Genomic DNA, 16,773 nt, shown 5'->3' on the forward strand with positions numbered 1-16,773 from the left:
TAAATATCATTATCATTTAACAATATGATAACCATATGAAGTATAGCGAGCCGGGGCGGGGGCGGTGAAGGAACGAAACGCTGTTTTTATGCACCGACAAGCTCAATGCGGTTGCCGTCCGGGTCCGCGATCACCGCTTCATAGAAGCCGTCCCCGGTCATGCGCGGGGCGCTGAGCAGGGAGCCGTTTATCTGCGCCCGCTCGGCCATGCTGTCCACTTTTGCCTTGCTGCCGACATTGATGGCGATATGCGCCCAGCCGACAAACTCCGGGTGCGACGGGGCGTCGGGCAGGTCCGGCAGCGTCATCAGCTCAAGGGTCGGCCCGTCATCCAGGGTAATAAAGTGGGATTCAAACCCCGGACGGTTTTTGCTGACGTAGCGTTCGTTACTGCGGCCATTAAACACCGTTTCCCAGAACTGAACCTGGGCCTCAAGGCAGCGGGTCCAGAGTGCGACATGTGCAATATTCATTGTTACCCTCATTGTTTGTGTTGCGCGGTTATGCAACATTATGCGCATTAATACTCGATTAGAATTTTCAAAGGACTTTCAATGCTCGATTATGCAGCTTTCCCGGAGCAACGACAAGAGCGGATCCGCCAGATCCTTCAGGAGAGCGGAAGGGTGGTCTGTACCGAGCTGGCGAGCCAGATGAAGGTGTCCGAGCACACCATTCGCCGTGATTTACATGAACTTAGCAAAGAGGGCTATTGCAAAAAGGTCTACGGCGGCGCGGTGCTTCAGTTGCCAGATGCGGGAAATTTTTTCAGCCGGGAACAGAAAATAAGTGCAGAAAAGCACACAATCGCGCAGAAAGCAGCAACGCTGATTCAGGCGGGAGGCTGTATTTTTATCGACGCGGGGACAACAAACCTGGCGCTGGCGAAGGCTCTCCCGGCGGATCTCAACGTCACGGTGGTGACCAATTCACCCGCCATTGCCGCGGAGCTGCTGCATCATCCTCTGTGCGAGGTAATCATCACCGGCGGGCAGATCCAGCGAGCGTCCGGCGGAACGGTTGGCGCCACGGCGGCGAGCCAGATCCAGGGCATTATCTTCGATCAGGCCTTTATCGGCGGCTGTGCGATGGATCCTGAGACGGGGCTTACGGGGTTTGATTTTGCCGACTGCGAGTTTAAAAAAGCCGTGATTGCCCAGAGTACCCAGACCATCGTGGCCCTGACCGCAGACAAGCTTCCCGGCGTCGCGCGCTTTGTGGTCGCGAAGAGCCGCGACATTGATGTGCTGGTGGTGGAAGAGGGGATGGAACAGGGCATTTTTGACGCGCTGGCGGCGCAGGATGTTCGCATTGTGTGCGCCTGAGGACTTTCACGGGTAAAACAGGCTACACTCTGGTTTTGAGCGCTAAATGCTGAGGACGTAACAATGCACTACACACTGAAAGAAAGCGACAAGGACAAAGCGGAAGGGTCAAGCGGCGCGGGCGCTCTGCAGCAAAAACTGCTGGAGTCCCGTTCGATTGTCATCTCCGGTGAGATCAACCAGGAGCTGGCGCAGAAAGTGATCACCCAGATGATCCTGCTGCAAAGCGTCAGCAACGATCCGATCAAGCTGTACATCAACAGCCAGGGCGGCCACGTGGAAGCGGGCGATACCATCCATGACTTCATCAAGTTCATTCGTCCGGAAGTGCACGTCATCGGCACCGGCTGGGTGGCGAGCGCCGGGATCACCATCTTCCTGGCGGCGAAGAAAGAGCATCGCTACTCGCTGCCGAATACCCGCTTTATGATCCACCAGCCGCTGGGCGGCGTGCGCGGTCAGGCAACGGATATTGAGATCGAAGCGCGCGAGATCATTCGCATGCTGGATCGCGTGAACAAGCTGATCGCTGACGCCACCGGCCAGCCGCTGGAAAAAGTGAAAAAAGACACCGACCGCAACTACTGGATGTCTCCGGCAGAAGCGCTGGACTACGGCATCGTGGGCAAGCTGATTACCCACTACGACGAGCTGAACCTGGATTAAGATTTAACGCCGTGTACGCGTCGGGTGGCGGCTTCGCCTTACCCGACCTACGCGCGCTCGTTTGACCCATGACAAGTTCCCCCTCTGCCTTCTTGCCTATAATCGCGCCTGTTTCCCCTCTCACTGGTGCTACCCATGGCGTATCAACTGAACCTGAACTGGCCGGAATTTCTTGAAAAATACTGGCAAAAACAACCCGTTGTGCTGAAAAATGCCTTCCCGAATTTTGTCGACCCGATTACCCCGGACGAGCTGGCAGGTCTGGCGATGGAGCCGGAAGTCGATAGTCGTCTGGTAAGCCATTCCAACGGTAAATGGCAGGCCAGCAATGGTCCGTTTGAGCACTTTGACGATCTGGGCGAAACCGGCTGGTCGCTGCTGGCGCAGGCGGTGAACCACTGGCATATGCCCGCCGCGGAGCTGGTGCGTCCGTTCCGCGTCCTGCCGGACTGGCGTCTGGATGACCTGATGATCTCCTTCTCCGTGCCGGGCGGCGGCGTGGGTCCGCATATCGATCAGTACGACGTGTTTATCATTCAGGGGATGGGGAGCCGCCGCTGGCGCGTGGGCGACAAGCTGCCGATGCGTCAGTTCTGCCCGCATCCGGCGCTGCTGCATGTCGATCCGTTCGAGCCGATCATCGACGAAGATCTGGCTCCGGGCGATATCCTCTACATCCCGCCTGGATTCCCGCACGACGGCTTTACCCATGAGACGGCGCTGAACTACTCCGTCGGCTTCCGCGGGCCGAACGGTCGCGATCTGATCAGCAGCTTCGCCGATTATGCGCTGGAAAACGATCTGGGCGGCGAGCACTACAGCGATCCGGATCTGACCTGCCGCGAACACCCTGGCCGCGTGGAGCAGTACGAGCTCGATCGCATTCGTCAGATGATGATCGACATGATCGGCAAGCCGGATGATTTCACAAAATGGTTCGGCAGCTTTGTCTCGACGCCGCGCCACGAGCTGGATATCGCCGCCGCCGAGCCGCCGTATTCAGCAGAAGAGGTGCTGGACGCGCTGCAGGGCGGCGAAACGCTGTCTCGCCTGAGCGGCCTGCGCGTGCTGAACGTTAACGGCAGCTTCTTCATCAACAGCGAACAGCTGGAGACGGTAGACGCGAAGGGCGCGGACGCGCTGTGCCGCTACACCGAGCTCGGTCAGGCCGAGCTGGGCGACGCGCTGAAAAACCCGGCGTTTGTTGAAGAGCTCACCGGGCTGATTAACCAGGGGTACTGGTACTTCGACGAGTAGTGCGGCCTGTTGCCCGGTGGCGCTGCGCTTACCGGGCCTACAAGGGCAAGAACGTAGGCCGGGTAAGGCGAAGCCGCCACCCGGCAAAACACTACTCCTCCATCGCAATCACAATCGCTTCGCCCATCTTCCTCATCGCCTCGCGATTTTTGTCCGTCGGCGGTAGCGCCACGTTGATCCGCAGACAGTTGCGGTACTTCCCGGAGGCGGAAAACAGCGACCCGGCCGCGGCCTGGATCTTCAGCCGACACAGCTGCTTGCTGACGCACACCATGTCGACTTTCTCCGGCAGCTCAATCCACAGCAGGAAGCTTCCCTGCGGGCGCGTGACGCAAATCTCTGTCGGAAAATACTGCCGTACCCAGCAGGTATAGGTTTCCATATTCTGCTGATAAATCTGGCGCATACGGCGCACGTGGCGATGGTAATGGCCGTCGCGAATAAACGCCGCTACCGCCATCTGGGTGCCCGGCACGTTAAACCCGCCCGCGGCGTATTTCATGTGCATCACCCGGTCGTAATAGCGCCCCGGCACAATCCAGCCGACGCGCAGGCCCGGCGCCACGGTTTTGGTAAACGAGCTGCAGAGGATCACGCGGCCATCAATGTCCATCGAGTGAATGGTGCGCGGGCGCGGGTACTCCGCCGCCAGCTCGCCGTAAATATCATCCTCCACAATCACGATATCGTGCCGCTGGGCGAGGGCTAACACCTGCTTTTTCCGCGCTTCGGGCATGATAAACCCGAGTGGGTTATTGCAGTTGGGCACCAGAATCACCGCTTTGATCGGCCACTGCTCCAGCGCCAGCTCTAACGCCTCGATGCTGATCCCGGTCTCGGGATCGGTGGGTATTTCAATCGCCTTGATGTCAAACCCGCGCAGCATTTGCATGGTGCCGTGAAACGACGGTGACTCGACCGCCACGATGTCTCCCGGTTTACACACCGAGAGCAGGGCGATCGACAGCGCGCCGTGGCAGCCGTTGGTGATGACTATCTCGTTCGCCGCGACGGTCGAGCCGCCGTCCAGCATCAGGCGGGCGATCTGTTCGCGTAGCTCAAGGCGGCCATCGAGCACGTCATAGCTCAGCATCTCGCTCGGGTTATGCTGCGCAAGGCGGCTCATCTCGCGCCACAGGGGCTTCAGGCTTGGCTGGTTGATGTCCGGCGAGCCGCCGCCAAACGAAATCATCTCTTTATCGGCGCGGGCGTCCAGCAGCATCATCACCTCATCCCACTGGGTAACGTCCACCGGGCGCTGCACCGGGCGCGTCATCGCCGGGACGGGCGGCTGGGCTTTGCGTTTCGAGACAAAATAGCCGGAGCGCGGCTGGGGGGTGATCAGCTGGAGATTTTCGAGGATCTGATAGGCCTGCTGTATGGTGCTGATACTTACGCCGTGCTCCTGGCTCAGCGTGCGTACCGACGGCAGACGTTCGCCGCTGCGATACAGCCCTTGTTCAATGCGTTCCGCCAGAAGATTGGCGAGATGTTGATAGCGCGTCATGCTGTATCCTTTGTTTTCACCATACAGATTGTTAAACCAGTACAGATTGCCGCAAAAAACGGCATGCAGATACCGTTTTAGCGGATCTGTATGTTAAACAAAAGGTGTTTTTGAATCTGTATTGTGAAGGCCGATTTCCAGGATGATAACCCCACTGGCACAGTGAGGAGAGCATCATGGAATTCTACGAGAATCGTTCAAAACGTCCGTTTGTCGCGTTTGTCTGGATCGGCAAAACGATCCGCAACTGGTATCGCATCAACCGTACCCGCCGCATCCTGAGCCAGATGAGCGACGAGCAGCTCAAGGACGTTGGGTTGTCGCGGAATGATGTGTAGGCGAAGATAAACCGTGGATCGTAGGCCGGGTAAGGCGTAGCCGCCACCCGGCGGTGTTCAGCTCAACAGTTCAAGCGTCTGCCGCTTCGGCCTTTCCAGCAAATCCAGCGCCTCCTGATACGACCGCACGTTGTTATAGCCCATCACCAGCCCGTAGCGCTTCCCGGACCCGCGATACCACTCCGAAAGCGCATTCACCTGCAGTTGCTGTTCCTGCCAGCAGCGGGCCACTTCCCGGTCACAGCTCCCTTTGCTCAGGAACGCCACGATATGCATTCCGCCGTCGTTTTGCTCGGTGAAAAACAGGTCGCCATACACCTCGCGCAGGGCGGTAATCATCCAGTCGCGGCGGGTCTGATAGAGCGCGCGCATCTTCTTGAGATGACGGAAAAAATGCCCTTCGTTGAGAAACGCGGTGAGGATCTTCTGCGTCAGCACCGGCTGGCCGCTGGTGGTGATATCCGCGCAGTCGGTAAACGCCCCGACGGTGCTGGCGGGCATCACCACGTAGCCCATGCGCAGCGACGGCATGATGGTTTTACTGAAGGTGCCCATAAAGATCACCCGGTCGTGCTGGTCGAGGCTTTTCAGCGACGGCAGCACCTTGCGGGTGTAATGAAACTCCCCGTCATAATCGTCTTCGATGATCCACGCCTCGTTCTGGCTGGCCCAGTCGAGCAGTTGCTGCTTGCGCGGCAGGGAGAGCGTCACCGCCAGCGGGCTCTGGTGCGACGGGGTGACGATGGCAAAACGCGCGTCGCGATGGTGACGGAGCAGGTATTCCGTGTCGATACCTGAACGATCGACCGGCACCGTGTGCAGGCGCGGCACGATCCGCTTCAGCAGCTGCTGGCCCATAAAGTAGCCCGGATCTTCAAACACCACCTTGTCGCTGCGGCTGGCGAGGGTGTCGAGGATCAGCCGCAGGCTGCCGCTGTAGCCGCTGGTGATCAGCACCTGTTCGGCGCTGCAGGACAAGCCGCGCGAGATATTGAGATAGCTGGCGATGGCCTGACGCAGCGGATACCAGCCCAGGACGGGCGGGTTGAGCATCTCCTCCTGACGCATGGCGCGCGTCGCCTGGCCCGCCAGCAGCAGCCATTTTTTATACGGAAAGCTGTCAAGGGCAGGGATGCCGGGGCGCAGAAAACCGGCCCGCTCGCGCTGGCTGATAAGCGAGGCCGGAAGCGCTCCGGTGGGCTGTTCCGCCGGGGCAGCCCTGTCCGGCAGCAGTAAATCCGGGTTGACCCGCGTGCCGCGCGCGCCCTGGCTCACCAGATATCCTTCCCCCGTCAGAATGGCGTACGCCGTTTCGACGGTTTTACGCGCCACCTTCATCTCTTCCGCCAGCACGCGGATGGCAGGCACCTTATCGCCCGGCTTCAGCACGCCGCGGATGATGTTGTCGCGATAGCGGGAATAAATTTCGTGATAGCCCGGCTTCATGTCCTACCTAATTTAACGCTTTTTGTATCTTTTTACTATGTCATGAACGGCGTAGATTTGCCGCATCGCATGACACATGCCGCACATAAAGAGGAAAGACAATGAGCACTCGCGTTAACCACCATAAAGCCACACCTGCCCTTGCCAACGCGCTGTCTGCCCTGAGCATGGAGGTGGCAAAAACCTCCATCGACCCGGCGCTGAAGCACCTGATCGACATTCGCGTGTCGCAGCTGAACGGCTGCACCTTCTGCCTGGATATGCATTCTAAAGAGGCCAAAATCGCCGGCGAGCGCGAGCTGCGCCTGTACCATCTGGCGGCCTGGCGCGAGTCCCCGCTGTTCAGCGCCCGGGAGAAAGCCGCGCTGGCCTTCACCGAAGCGCTGACCCAGATTGGCGTGCACGGGGTGAGCGACGCGCTGTACCGCAGCGTGGCGGAGCACTTCTCGGACGTGGAGATTTCAGAGCTGAACTTCGCCATCGTGGCGATCAACGCCTGGAACCGCCTGGGGATCACCTCCCGCATGGAACCCGGCTCGCTGGATGCGGCTTACGGGCTGAATAAGGCTAACCTGGAATAATTCCGCGCTCGCGGATCATCGCCACCAGCGCCCGTAGCCCTGGCGGAACGTGGCGATGGCCGGGGTAATACAGGCGCAGCCCGGCAAAGGGCTGCGCCCAGTCGTTTAGGACGCTCACCAGTTCTCCCCGCTCAAGCTCTTCCCGGATATACAGTTCCGGCAAAAATCCTACTCCTAATCCCGCTTTCACGGCGCGGATCGAGGCAAACAGATCGGACGTCGCAAAGCGCGGTGGTACGGCAAGGGCGTACGTTTCCCCCCGACGCGCCAGCTCCCAGCGGTAGATCCCGCCGTGGGCCATGCGCATGCCGATCCCCTGATGTGAAAGCAGATCGTCCGGCGTCTGCGGTGTACCGTGACGGGCAAAATAGTCCGGCGTGGCGGTCACCAGCTGACGGATCTCCCCGGTCAGCGGCACGGCGATCATGTCCTGCGGCACGGACTCCTCAAGGCGGATCCCCGCGTCAAAGCCTTCCGCGACGATGTCGATCATGCGCGCTTCGCTGACGGTCTCTACGCGCATCTTCGGGTAGCGGATCATAAAGTCGATCAGCAGCTGGTCCAGAAACAGGGCGCCGATATGGTTCGGCACGTTCAGACGCAGCGTACCGGCGGGTTCCCCGGTGTCGCTGTGGATCTCCTCGCTGGCGAGACGGATCGCCTGCAGGGCCGGGCCGATACGCGCCACGTAGCGCTGTCCGGCGTCGGTGAGGGCCACGCTGCGGGTGGTGCGGTTAAAGAGGCGGGTATCAAGGCGGCTCTCCAGCCCGGCGATGGCGTTGCTTACCGCCGTGGCAGACATGCCCAGCTCCTGCGCCGCGGCGCGAAAGCTTCCGCGCCGCACCACCGCCATGACCACTTCCAGCTCTGTCAGACCTGAACGATGCATAGATTATCCTGAAAATCGAAACAACCCTTGCAGCATAGCGTGGATTATCGCAACGGAGAAGCCGTGCCAGACTGTGCTCACAGAGCCTGAGGAGGTTTATATGCACACCATCGAACAGATCTTTATTAACGGCGAATTTGTTATCCCGCACGGCACCGAGTGGTTTGATTTGTACAACCCGGCGACGGCACAGGTCATCGGCCAGGTACGCCTGGCGGATGAGGTTGACGCAGCGCGCGCCATTGCGGCGGCGAAAGCAGTGTTCCCCGCGTGGTCGCAGACGACAAAGCAGGAGCGCATCGCCGCGCTAAAACGTATGCACGCCGCCGTGGCCGCTCGTTACGACGATCTGCTGGAAGCGGTCATCGAAGAGTACGGCGCGCCCGCTTCGCGCTCGGCGTGGATGGCCAGCTATCCGGCGGAGGTGATAGCTCAGGCCATTGAGGCGCTGGAGGTGTTTGAATTCGTCACCCCCGCGGGTGCAGCCACGGTGCAGATGACCCCGCTTGGCGTGGCCGGGCTGATTACGCCGTGGAACAGCGACGCGGGGTTTATCTGCGGCAAGCTGGCGGCCGCGCTGGCCGCGGGCTGTACGGCGGTCATCAAGCCGAGCGAAATGAGCGCCCTGCAAACGCAGATTGTCACAGAAGCGCTGCGCGATGCCGCCCTGCCGCCGGGCGTGTTTAACATCGTTACCGGGCGCGGCGAAACGGTCGGTGACGCTATCAGCCGCCATCCGGACGTGGCCAAAATCTCGTTTACCGGCTCCACGAATACCGGCAAGGCGATCCTGCGCAACGCGGCGGAAAGCTTTAAGCGCGTGACGCTGGAGTTAGGCGGGAAATCGCCGACGATCCTGCTCGATGACGTGGATCTGGCGCAGGCGATCCCGCTTGTCATTCAGTCCGGGTTTATGAACAGCGGGCAGGCGTGTGTGGCCGGAACGCGCATTCTGGTGCCTTACTCGCGCAAGGCGGAGATCGAAACCGCGCTGGCGCATGCCGTGGCGGCGGTGCAATCCGGCGACCCGCGCGATAAATCAACGGACGTCGGCCCGATGGTCAGCGAAAAGCAGTGGCAGCGGGTGCAGGGCTATATCCGCAAAGGTGTTGAGGAGGGGGCGCGCCTGCTGGCGGGCGGCGAAGGGCGGCCAGAGGGCACGCGGGACGGCTGGTTTGTGCGCCCGACGCTGTTTGCCGACGTGAACAATCAGATGACCATTGCCCGTGACGAGATTTTCGGCCCTGTGCTGTGCGTAATCCCCTACCGTGACGAGGCGGAGGCGATTGCCATTGCTAACGACACGGACTACGGCCTGAGTGCGATGGTGATGGGCGGTGATGTGGACCGCGCGCGCCGCGTGGCGCAGCAGATTGTCTCCGGTCGCGTGCTGGTGAACACCCTTGCCCATGAACCGAAAGCGCCGTTTGGCGGGTTTAAGCACTCCGGCGTGGGGCGCGAGATGGGCGAGTGGGGGATCCGGGCGTTTATGGAGCCGAGGTCGGTTGTGGGCTAAAGCTTCGCTCTTTACCGAAGCATTGTGCTTTTCCATCCTGCATTCTCTCCTCACCTTCACAACGGAGAGACACCCATGATTGCAGTCCTTTTCGAAGCCAAAGTCGCGCCTGCCCATCAGGCGCGCTATCTTCAACTTGCCGCAGAGCTTAAGCCTTTGCTGGCCGACATCGACGGATTTATTGATATCGAACGGTTCCAGAGCCTGACGACCGACGGCAAAATCCTGTCCCTTTCCTGGTGGCGGGACGAAGAGGCCGTCCGCCGCTGGAAGCAGAACGTTTTCCATCAGGCGGCGCAGGCCGAAGGGCGGGAGACGATTTTCTCTTTCTACCGTATTCGCGTAGCGCAGCTGGTACGGGAGTACAGTTCCGAAACGGGAGGGCACGCGAATGTATGACGTTCACGTGATTTTCAGCAACGGGCCCGGCGAGCTGGCGCGCTTTGGAGAGCTGTTAGGGCGCAACGGCGTGGGGCTTGAGGGCGGCGGTGTTTTCGGTACGGAAGCCCATTTTCTGGTGGAGGACGGGGAAAAAGCCCGCCGTGTGCTGATGGAGGCCGGGTTTACCGTGCAGGCGGTGCGCAGGCCGGTTATCAGAAAACTCAAACAGGAGCGGCCCGGCGAGTTAGGTGAAATTGCGGCGGCGCTGGCGGCACGCGGCGTGTCTGTTCTAACCCAGTACAGCGACCATGCGAATCACCTTATTCTGCTGACGGATGATGATAAGCTGGCCGCAGAGATCACCGAACCCTGGGCGGCACATGTTAAAGACAAGCTTACCGACTGATAACGGCGCGGCGCTGGAGCAGGCCATGGCGGCGGTGGCGGCGGCAATGGCCGATCCGTCGCGCGTGAAGATGCTGTGTGCGCTGATGGACGGGCGGGCGTGGACCGCCACCGAACTGAGCACCGCGGCAGACGTTGCGCCGTCGACCGCCAGCGGGCATCTCGCCCGGCTGGTGGAGGGAAAGTTGATCACCTGCCTGTCTCAGGGGCGACACCGCTACTATCGTCTGGCCGGGCACGACGTGGCGGAGCTGGTCGAACAGATGATGGGACTCTCCTGGGGCCGCATTGCGCCGCCGGAAACCACCGCGCCGAAGGCCATGCGGGAAGCCCGAACCTGCTACGACCATCTGGCGGGTACGGTGGCGGTAAAGATCTACGATTTTATGCAGGAGGAAGGCTGGCTGGAGGCAGATGGTTCAGCGCTCACGCTGTATGGCCGGGAGCAGTTTCTGAAACTTGGGATTCCGATAAATTCTCAATCCCGTCGCAAGGCCTGCTGCGCCTGTCTGGACTGGAGCGAGCGGCGGTTTCATCTTGGCGGTGAGGCGGGCGCGGCGTTGCTTATTCATCTGGAAAGCAAAGGGTGGATCCAGCGAGTGGCGGGGTACAGGGAGGTGGTGGTGACGACATCGGGAAAAAGTGCTATTCAGCGATTTTTTAGCAGCTAAAAAACGCCCGGTGGCGCTGCGCTTACCGGGCCTACGTGTAAATCGCCTCCCGTAACGCCTTTCACAATTCCTGCTCTTTCGTCTCACGTTTCTTGATACTTACCCTGATAACTATTATCTTGGCCGCGTGTGACGAGAGGTTCCCCCATGAGCGAAGAAGAACTGTTTAGCCGCAGGCCGATGGGCATGCGGATGGCGATGATCGTGCGCCAGTGGCGTGCGGTGATCGACGACGCCATTCTCGATACCGGGTTAACCCAGTCGAGCTGGACGGTGATGATGCAGCTTCATCAGCTCGGGGATAACGTCTCAATGAGTGAGTTGGCGGAGGTGCAGGGTATTGAACTGCCGCCGCTGATGCGCACCCTGACACAGCTGGAAAAACAGGGTTACCTGCTGCGCACCACATCGCCTTATGACAAGCGCATCCGGCTTCTGACGCTGACGCCTGAGGGAAAAGCCATTTTAAAAAGGCTCACTCAGGTGATTGAGACCTATCAGGCGCGCGTATCGCAACACATCGCGCCGGAGCATATCGAGATTTTCAGCGCCACATTGAATCAAATCGCCTGCAATTTGCGGACAATCCGCGAAGAAGACAACAAGACCGAAAAATAATGACCCCTGAACAAAAGTTTGCCCGCTGGGTAAGGGTAAGTATTGCCTCTTTCCTGCTGATGTTTATCTATTTTGTCGTCGCGGATATCTGGATCCCGCTGACGCCGGACTCCACCGTGATGCGCGTGGTGACGCCGGTTTCTCCACGCGTCTCCGGCTACGTGGCGGCGGTACATGTCCACAACAACAGCCTGGTGAAGCGCGGCGACCTGCTGTTTGCGCTCGACGACACGCCGTTTCGCAATAAAGTGGAAGCGGCGCAAATCGCGCTGGAGCAGGCGCGTCTCTCTAACGAACAGCTGGACGCGCAGATCGCCGCCGCGCAGGCCAGCCTGAAAACCGCGGTGCTGACCGCGCGTAACGACAAAGTGACCTTCGACCGCTATCAAAAGCTGAGCACGTTACAGAACGTCTCGCAGGCGGATCTGGATAAGGTCCGCACCGCCTGGCAGAGCAGTGAGCAGTCCGTCAGCTCCATTCAGGCCAACATCCGGAACCTGCGCATCCAGCGCGGCGAGCGCGAAGAACACCGCAACGTGACGCTGCAAAAATACCGTAACGCGCTGGATGAAGCAGAGCTGAACCTCGGCTGGACGAAGGTCTACGCTCAGGCGGACGGCACGGTCAGTAACCTGCAGTTAAGCCCCGGTTTTTACGCCTCATCCGGCTCCGCCGCGCTGGCGCTGGTTAACAACCAGACCGATATCGTCGCCGATTTCCGCGAGAAGAGCCTGCGCCACACCCGTCAGGGCACCGACGCCGCCGTGGTGTTCGACGCCTTCCCGGGACAGGTGTTTCGCGCCCACGTGACCAGCAGCGACGCGGGGATCCTCGCAGGTCAGGAGGCGGTTAACGGCCAGCTCTCCCAGCCGGAGACCTCTAACCGCTGGGTACGAGACGCCCAACGCATGCGCATTCACGTCGCGCTGGATGAGGCGCTGCCGAAGCCGCTGCCAACGGGCGCACGGGCGACCGTGCAGCTCTATAACAGCGAAGGGCCGTTTGCGCGCTTCTTCTCAGGGATGCAGATCCACCTGGTGAGCCTGCTGCACTATGTCTATTAATACGCTGGCGCGGGTCTTTACCCCGCACGGCAACATCGTCTACACGGCAAACGACTTTCGCCAGACTCTGCGCATCGTCTTCGCCGGGATGATAGCCCTGAGCATATCGAGCTTCTACAACACCAGCTACGGCGTGTTTTTCGTGGTCTACCCGATCATGCTGCTGTCGCTGGTGCCGGTCTTTAACCGCCACGTGGCGAAGCAGTTTATCTTCAGTGCATCGCTGAACTGCGTCGAAATGGTGATTATCATCGGCTATCTGTCGCAATGGCCGGTCATCATGACGCTGGTGGTGTTTGCCCTGTACGTGATGCGTTTTCGCTTTATGAGCAAAGGGCCGCTGTTCCTGTTTGGCTCGATGGGTGTGGTGTGCCAGAGCGTGATGCTCAACTTTATGAGCTACCCCACCACCAGCTGGCATACGTTGCTGTTTTCCAACATCGAAGCGAGCGTGATGGCGGTGTGCCTGAGTGCGCTGATGAACTACCTGCTGCCGGACGTTGAGCCCCGCAAGCCGCCGCCGTTGATTGAGAAAGACGACGCCCGCGTGCGCCACGAGTCGCTACTCTCCGGCAGCGTCGCGACGCTGATTTTCGTGGTGTTTCAGATTAGCGATTTAAGCGATTCGCTCTCGGCGCTGATGGCAGGGATTCTGATCCTGTTCCCGATGCACTATCGCGGCGCGGTAATGAGCTCCATCTGGCGCGTGGTCGGGGTGGTGCTGGGCTGCCTCTACATTCTGGTGGTGCAGCTTATCCTCTACGATCACAGCAGCCATATGCTGCTGATGATGCCGCTGATTGGCCTCGGGCTGGCGTTTGGCGCGCGGCTGCACGTGATGGAGAAAGTGGGCGCGGGCGTGGGGTTTTCCAGCATCACCACCATCGGCATTATGTTCGGGCAAAACATGCACCCGGACAGCGACCTGGTGTTCAGCGATCTCTATCGCATCACCTCCGTCACCTTTTCGCTGGTGGCGACGCTGACGATGGTCTTTCTGGTGCATTTGATCCTGAACCGCTTCGCCGCCACGCGCTACGTCATTCAGGGATGATAGCGTTTGCCGCCGCTGAAGCTCCAGTCCTCAGCGGCCGTAAACTGGATAACGACCATCACGTCTCCACCTTCAATCCCCATCTTCTCATTCAGTTGCGCAGCCAGCTGGCGGTAGAGGGCAGATTTCTGTTCAGTGCTCCTCGGCTTACCAGCAACGATATTAAACAGTATCGCCCCCTCCGTTCTGCCCGTGCTGAGATAGTGCCGATCAATGTATCGATCCCCGGCCGCGAAGCATTCAAAAAAATGGAATCTGTCCTGCGCGGGAACGGCGAAGGTTTCCGTCAGCGCCTGGTGCAGAATGTCCGAGATCTGCTTTTGCTGCATCTCGCTGTAGCGATCACCCGTCATGATACGAACAAACGGCATTATTGTTTCTCCTCTGCAAGGCTGCTCAGCGCGCTGACGGCGGCCGGCCAGCCTGCATAAAACGCCAGATGGGTAAACGCTTCGGCTATTTCGTCGTCCGTCACGCCGTTTTGCCGGGCGAAGTCGATATGCCAGGGAAGCTGCGCGGTGCGCCCCAGGGCTGCCAGCGCGGCAAGCGTGATCAGACTGCGGTCCCGCGGGGCCAGCTGCGGACGTTGCCAGATATCGCCAAAAAGTACTTGCTGGCTCAGTTCCGCCAGCTTAGGGGAAACCTGCGCAAGCGTGTCGCGATTCAGTGTTGTGCTCATTTTTATTCCTCCTGTCGTCTGGAAATCACTCTCGCAGGCTGCCACCATAAATAAAATCGCAATGTTCAGGACTGAATATCCTGAAAATGAGGATGATATGGATAAACGCTTTTCAGCATTAGACATGGACGCGCTGCGCAGCTTTGTAGAGGGGATTCAGTCCGCAAGCTTTGCCGAGGCGGCGGACAGGCTGTGCCGATCCACGTCTGCGGTCAGCGCCCACTTAAAAAAGCTGGAGCAGCAGTGTGGCATGGCTCTGACCGTTAAGCAGGGGCGTACGCTGGCACTGACCCGAGAGGGTGAAATTCTGCTGAGCTACGCCCGGCGCATGCTGGCATTAAATGATGAAGCGCTTCGGGCTATCAGAGGTGAGTTGCTTCAGGGCGAGGTGCGGCTGGGTATGCAGGAGGACTTTGGCGAGTCCGTGATGCCGAAGGTCCTCGGCGATTTCCACAGACAACATCCTGAGCTCCGCATGACGGCACGCGTCGATCGCAACCCGCCGCTGCTGCGTGGCGTGGCAACAAACGAACTCGATCTGGCGCTGGTCTGGCAGGAAGGTCGAGAAGGTGACTATGTGCGAAGCGAACCGCTGGTATGGATTTGCCGGTCCCGCGAGGACATTGAGCTACTTCTGCAACGAGGTGAGCCGCTGCCGCTGGTGATGTTTGACGCGCCCTGCCTCCTGCGAAGCCGGGCCATCGCGGCGCTGGATGGCGCAGGTATTCCCTGGCGTATCGCTTTTACCAGCCATAGCCTGAGCGGACTGTGGGCGGGCGTCAGCGCGGGGCTGGGCATGACGCTCCGCACGCGTATTGGTCTGCCCGAGACGTTACAGGTCGACAACCGCCTGCTGCCAGATGCAGGAGAACTGGGGATCGCGCTGCATCAAGGGAGCGCCTCCGCCGATGCAGCTATTTCCAGCATGAAGGCGTTGATCCTCAGGACGCTCAGTGGATAAGCGTTGGGACTTGCGAGAGTAAAAACAGGATCAGGCCAATCGTCCCGCCCACCAGCGTGCCGTTGACGCGGATGAACTGCAGGTCTTTGCCGATGTTAAGCTCAATCTGGCGGGACATGTCCCTGGCGTCCCAGCTTTTCACCGTGTCGCTGATATGGCGAGTCAGGAACGCGGCGAAATCCGGTGCGACGCGATGCGCGGCCTGCTCCAGATGCTCGTTCAGCGACGCGCGCAGGCTGGCATCGTTAGACAGCGTTTCGCCAAACCACAGCCCGGCGTTGGCGATGCGCTGCTTCACGCGTGAGTCCTCGCTCTGCATATCCGCCTTCAGCCACTGGCGCAGGTCGGCCCACATCTCCCCCAGATAGCGGTTAAACGCCTCGTCGTTTTTCAGGTAGTGCTTGATGTTGTCGGCTTTGGCCGCCATTTCCGGGTCGTTTTTCAGGTTGTCGATAAGTTTCAGCGTGGCGCGGTCGAACGCCTGACGGATCTGGTGCGTGCGATCGTGGCTGATATCATCCAGCAGCGTGTTCACCGCGTTCGATACCATCTCTGCGCTTTGATCGCCCAGCCACTCGGTGGGCAGTACCATCGCTTTGCGCGGGTGTTCGGTCTTCAGCCAGTGGACAATCTGATCGGCAATAAAGTCACGCGTGCTTTCCCGCTGAATCAGGGTTATCAGGCGGTTGATGATCGCATCCAGCAGCACCTGGTGGCGGTTGTTTTTGGTCATGCTCTCCAGCATCACGGCGCTGGTTTCGGTGAAATCCACCTTGTCGATGGCCTTATGCACCGCGCGTTTAAGCAGGCGCTGTATGCGTCCGTCGTCGGTGAGTTCGAGAAAACCGCTCATCACCTGCATCAGATGCAGCCCGACGCGCTGGGCGTTGTCGGGCTTGCTGAACCAGGCGCCAATCATCTGCGCTGGCTCATAGCGGCGGATCAACGCGACCAGCGACTGAGTATCAAGAAACTTCTCCTGCACGAACTGGCCGAGATTGTCGCCGATCCGGTTCTTATTGCGCGGGATAATTGCTGTATGGCGCGAGATAAACGGAATGGGCACCCGGCGGAACAGCGCGACGACCGCAAACCAGTCCGCCAGCGCGCCGACCATCGCCGCCTCGGCAATGGCCTTCACGCAGCGCACCCAGAAGGTCTGCGGCAGGAACAGGGTGGTGATAAACGCCGCGGCGGCAACCAGCAGCAGCGACAGCGCAAGGAGCTTGGCGCGTTTGAGTTCAGCGATTTTTTCCATGGGGTAAGGATAGAGGGAAGCGGGGGGAAAGTGCAAAGCAGGAGAGAAATCTTCGCACTTCAGTATCTGGAATGCGCCTTCAGAAATTGAAATTTGATGATGTCGGCTGGTTCATTTTACGAACGTTTTGTATATGCTTTTTTGTATATACAATAAA

The 16,773-nt window shown here is 59.6% G+C and carries 20 protein-coding genes; 13 read left to right on the top strand and 7 right to left on the bottom strand.

The features are described from left to right. Positions 1 to 86: 86 nt before the first annotated feature. Positions 87 to 473 (bottom strand): VOC family protein, encoded by a 387-nt coding sequence (locus MX657_RS03280; protein ID WP_346807287.1) that lies wholly within the window; start codon positions 471 to 473, stop codon positions 87 to 89. Positions 474 to 554: 81 nt separating this feature from the next. Between MX657_RS03280 and MX657_RS03285 the strand changes: the two genes are divergently transcribed. The 3 genes from MX657_RS03285 to MX657_RS03295 all read left to right on the top strand — a co-directional run bounded on the left by MX657_RS03285 (position 555) and on the right by MX657_RS03295 (position 3,248). After that, positions 555 to 1,325 carry a DeoR/GlpR family DNA-binding transcription regulator gene (locus MX657_RS03285; protein ID WP_346807288.1) on the top strand — a complete coding sequence of 257 codons (771 nt, stop codon included), beginning with the start codon at positions 555 to 557 and terminating at the stop codon, positions 1,323 to 1,325. Between the two features lie 63 nt (positions 1,326 to 1,388). Further along, positions 1,389 to 1,991: an ATP-dependent Clp protease proteolytic subunit gene (locus tag MX657_RS03290; RefSeq protein WP_028015368.1), complete on the top strand. Its 603-nt coding sequence runs from the start codon at positions 1,389 to 1,391 to the stop codon at positions 1,989 to 1,991. Positions 1,992 to 2,126: 135 nt separating this feature from the next. Then, positions 2,127 to 3,248, top strand: a complete 1,122-nt coding sequence (locus MX657_RS03295; RefSeq protein WP_119916128.1) for a cupin domain-containing protein — start codon at positions 2,127 to 2,129, stop codon at positions 3,246 to 3,248. A 91-nt stretch (positions 3,249 to 3,339) separates the two neighbouring features. On the opposite strand, the gene MX657_RS03300 is transcribed toward MX657_RS03295, so the two are convergent. Next, the gene (locus MX657_RS03300; protein WP_346807291.1) at positions 3,340 to 4,755 is read right to left on the bottom strand and encodes a PLP-dependent aminotransferase family protein; all 1,416 of its coding nucleotides are present in this window, start codon (positions 4,753 to 4,755) and stop codon (positions 3,340 to 3,342) included. A gap of 176 nt (positions 4,756 to 4,931) precedes the next feature. On the opposite strand from MX657_RS03300, the gene MX657_RS03305 reads away from it, so the two are divergent. Next, entirely contained in the window at positions 4,932 to 5,093 is a 162-nt protein-coding gene (locus MX657_RS03305) for a DUF1127 domain-containing protein (protein ID WP_080328909.1), read from the top strand. A gap of 57 nt (positions 5,094 to 5,150) precedes the next feature. On the opposite strand, the gene MX657_RS03310 is transcribed toward MX657_RS03305, so the two are convergent. Further along, entirely contained in the window at positions 5,151 to 6,539 is a 1,389-nt protein-coding gene (locus MX657_RS03310) for a PLP-dependent aminotransferase family protein (RefSeq protein ID WP_346807293.1), read from the bottom strand. 101 nt (positions 6,540 to 6,640) lie between these two features. On the opposite strand from MX657_RS03310, the gene MX657_RS03315 reads away from it, so the two are divergent. Next, complete coding sequence (locus tag MX657_RS03315) at positions 6,641 to 7,120, top strand: carboxymuconolactone decarboxylase family protein (RefSeq protein ID WP_010427243.1); 480 nt, start codon at positions 6,641 to 6,643, stop codon at positions 7,118 to 7,120. Here MX657_RS03315 and MX657_RS03320 read toward each other — a convergent pair. Next, positions 7,107 to 8,009: a LysR family transcriptional regulator gene (locus tag MX657_RS03320; protein WP_252002876.1), complete on the bottom strand. Its 903-nt coding sequence runs from the start codon at positions 8,007 to 8,009 to the stop codon at positions 7,107 to 7,109. The two genes, MX657_RS03315 and MX657_RS03320, sit on opposite strands and share 14 nt — an antisense overlap. A gap of 100 nt (positions 8,010 to 8,109) precedes the next feature. Between MX657_RS03320 and MX657_RS03325 the strand changes: the two genes are divergently transcribed. The 7 genes from MX657_RS03325 (at position 8,110) to MX657_RS03355 (ending at position 13,718) form a co-directional block, all read left to right on the top strand. Further along, entirely contained in the window at positions 8,110 to 9,525 is a 1,416-nt protein-coding gene (locus MX657_RS03325) for an aldehyde dehydrogenase family protein (RefSeq protein WP_346807296.1), read from the top strand. 75 nt (positions 9,526 to 9,600) lie between these two features. Beyond that, positions 9,601 to 9,924 carry an antibiotic biosynthesis monooxygenase family protein gene (locus MX657_RS03330; RefSeq protein WP_346807298.1) on the top strand — a complete coding sequence of 108 codons (324 nt, stop codon included), beginning with the start codon at positions 9,601 to 9,603 and terminating at the stop codon, positions 9,922 to 9,924. Continuing rightward, positions 9,917 to 10,312: an amino acid-binding protein gene (locus MX657_RS03335; RefSeq protein ID WP_346807299.1), complete on the top strand. Its 396-nt coding sequence runs from the start codon at positions 9,917 to 9,919 to the stop codon at positions 10,310 to 10,312. Before MX657_RS03330 ends, MX657_RS03335 begins: the two co-directional genes overlap by 8 nt. Further along, on the top strand, positions 10,287 to 10,982 hold the full coding sequence (locus tag MX657_RS03340; protein ID WP_346807301.1) for an ArsR/SmtB family transcription factor: 696 nt from the start codon (positions 10,287 to 10,289) through the stop codon (positions 10,980 to 10,982). The genes MX657_RS03335 and MX657_RS03340 overlap by 26 nt, the downstream gene beginning before the upstream one ends. 147 nt (positions 10,983 to 11,129) lie before the next feature. Continuing rightward, positions 11,130 to 11,600 carry a MarR family winged helix-turn-helix transcriptional regulator gene (locus MX657_RS03345; RefSeq protein WP_116342297.1) on the top strand — a complete coding sequence of 157 codons (471 nt, stop codon included), beginning with the start codon at positions 11,130 to 11,132 and terminating at the stop codon, positions 11,598 to 11,600. Then, positions 11,597 to 12,664, top strand: coding sequence for an HlyD family secretion protein (locus MX657_RS03350; RefSeq protein ID WP_346808525.1), 1,068 nt, complete (start codon positions 11,597 to 11,599; stop codon positions 12,662 to 12,664). Before MX657_RS03345 ends, MX657_RS03350 begins: the two co-directional genes overlap by 4 nt. Then, positions 12,654 to 13,718, top strand: coding sequence for a DUF2955 domain-containing protein (locus MX657_RS03355; protein WP_080328919.1), 1,065 nt, complete (start codon positions 12,654 to 12,656; stop codon positions 13,716 to 13,718). Before MX657_RS03350 ends, MX657_RS03355 begins: the two co-directional genes overlap by 11 nt. Here MX657_RS03355 and MX657_RS03360 read toward each other — a convergent pair. Both MX657_RS03360 and MX657_RS03365 read right to left on the bottom strand, forming a co-directional pair. Further along, positions 13,709 to 14,089 (bottom strand): tautomerase family protein, encoded by a 381-nt coding sequence (locus tag MX657_RS03360; protein WP_119916119.1) that lies wholly within the window; start codon positions 14,087 to 14,089, stop codon positions 13,709 to 13,711. The two genes, MX657_RS03355 and MX657_RS03360, sit on opposite strands and share 10 nt — an antisense overlap. Next, positions 14,089 to 14,397 (bottom strand): carboxymuconolactone decarboxylase family protein, encoded by a 309-nt coding sequence (locus MX657_RS03365; protein WP_119916118.1) that lies wholly within the window; start codon positions 14,395 to 14,397, stop codon positions 14,089 to 14,091. The genes MX657_RS03360 and MX657_RS03365 overlap by 1 nt, the downstream gene beginning before the upstream one ends. Before the next feature lie 97 nt (positions 14,398 to 14,494). On the opposite strand from MX657_RS03365, the gene MX657_RS03370 reads away from it, so the two are divergent. Next, entirely contained in the window at positions 14,495 to 15,358 is an 864-nt protein-coding gene (locus tag MX657_RS03370) for a LysR substrate-binding domain-containing protein (protein ID WP_333017309.1), read from the top strand. Here MX657_RS03370 and MX657_RS03375 read toward each other — a convergent pair. After that, complete coding sequence (locus tag MX657_RS03375) at positions 15,348 to 16,616, bottom strand: DUF445 domain-containing protein (RefSeq protein WP_346807304.1); 1,269 nt, start codon at positions 16,614 to 16,616, stop codon at positions 15,348 to 15,350. The genes MX657_RS03370 and MX657_RS03375 overlap by 11 nt on opposite strands. Between the last annotated feature and the right edge of the window lie 157 nt (positions 16,617 to 16,773).

This window comes from Enterobacter chuandaensis, assembly GCF_039718975.1.
In the GTDB taxonomy this organism is placed as follows: domain Bacteria; phylum Pseudomonadota; class Gammaproteobacteria; order Enterobacterales; family Enterobacteriaceae; genus Enterobacter; species Enterobacter chuandaensis.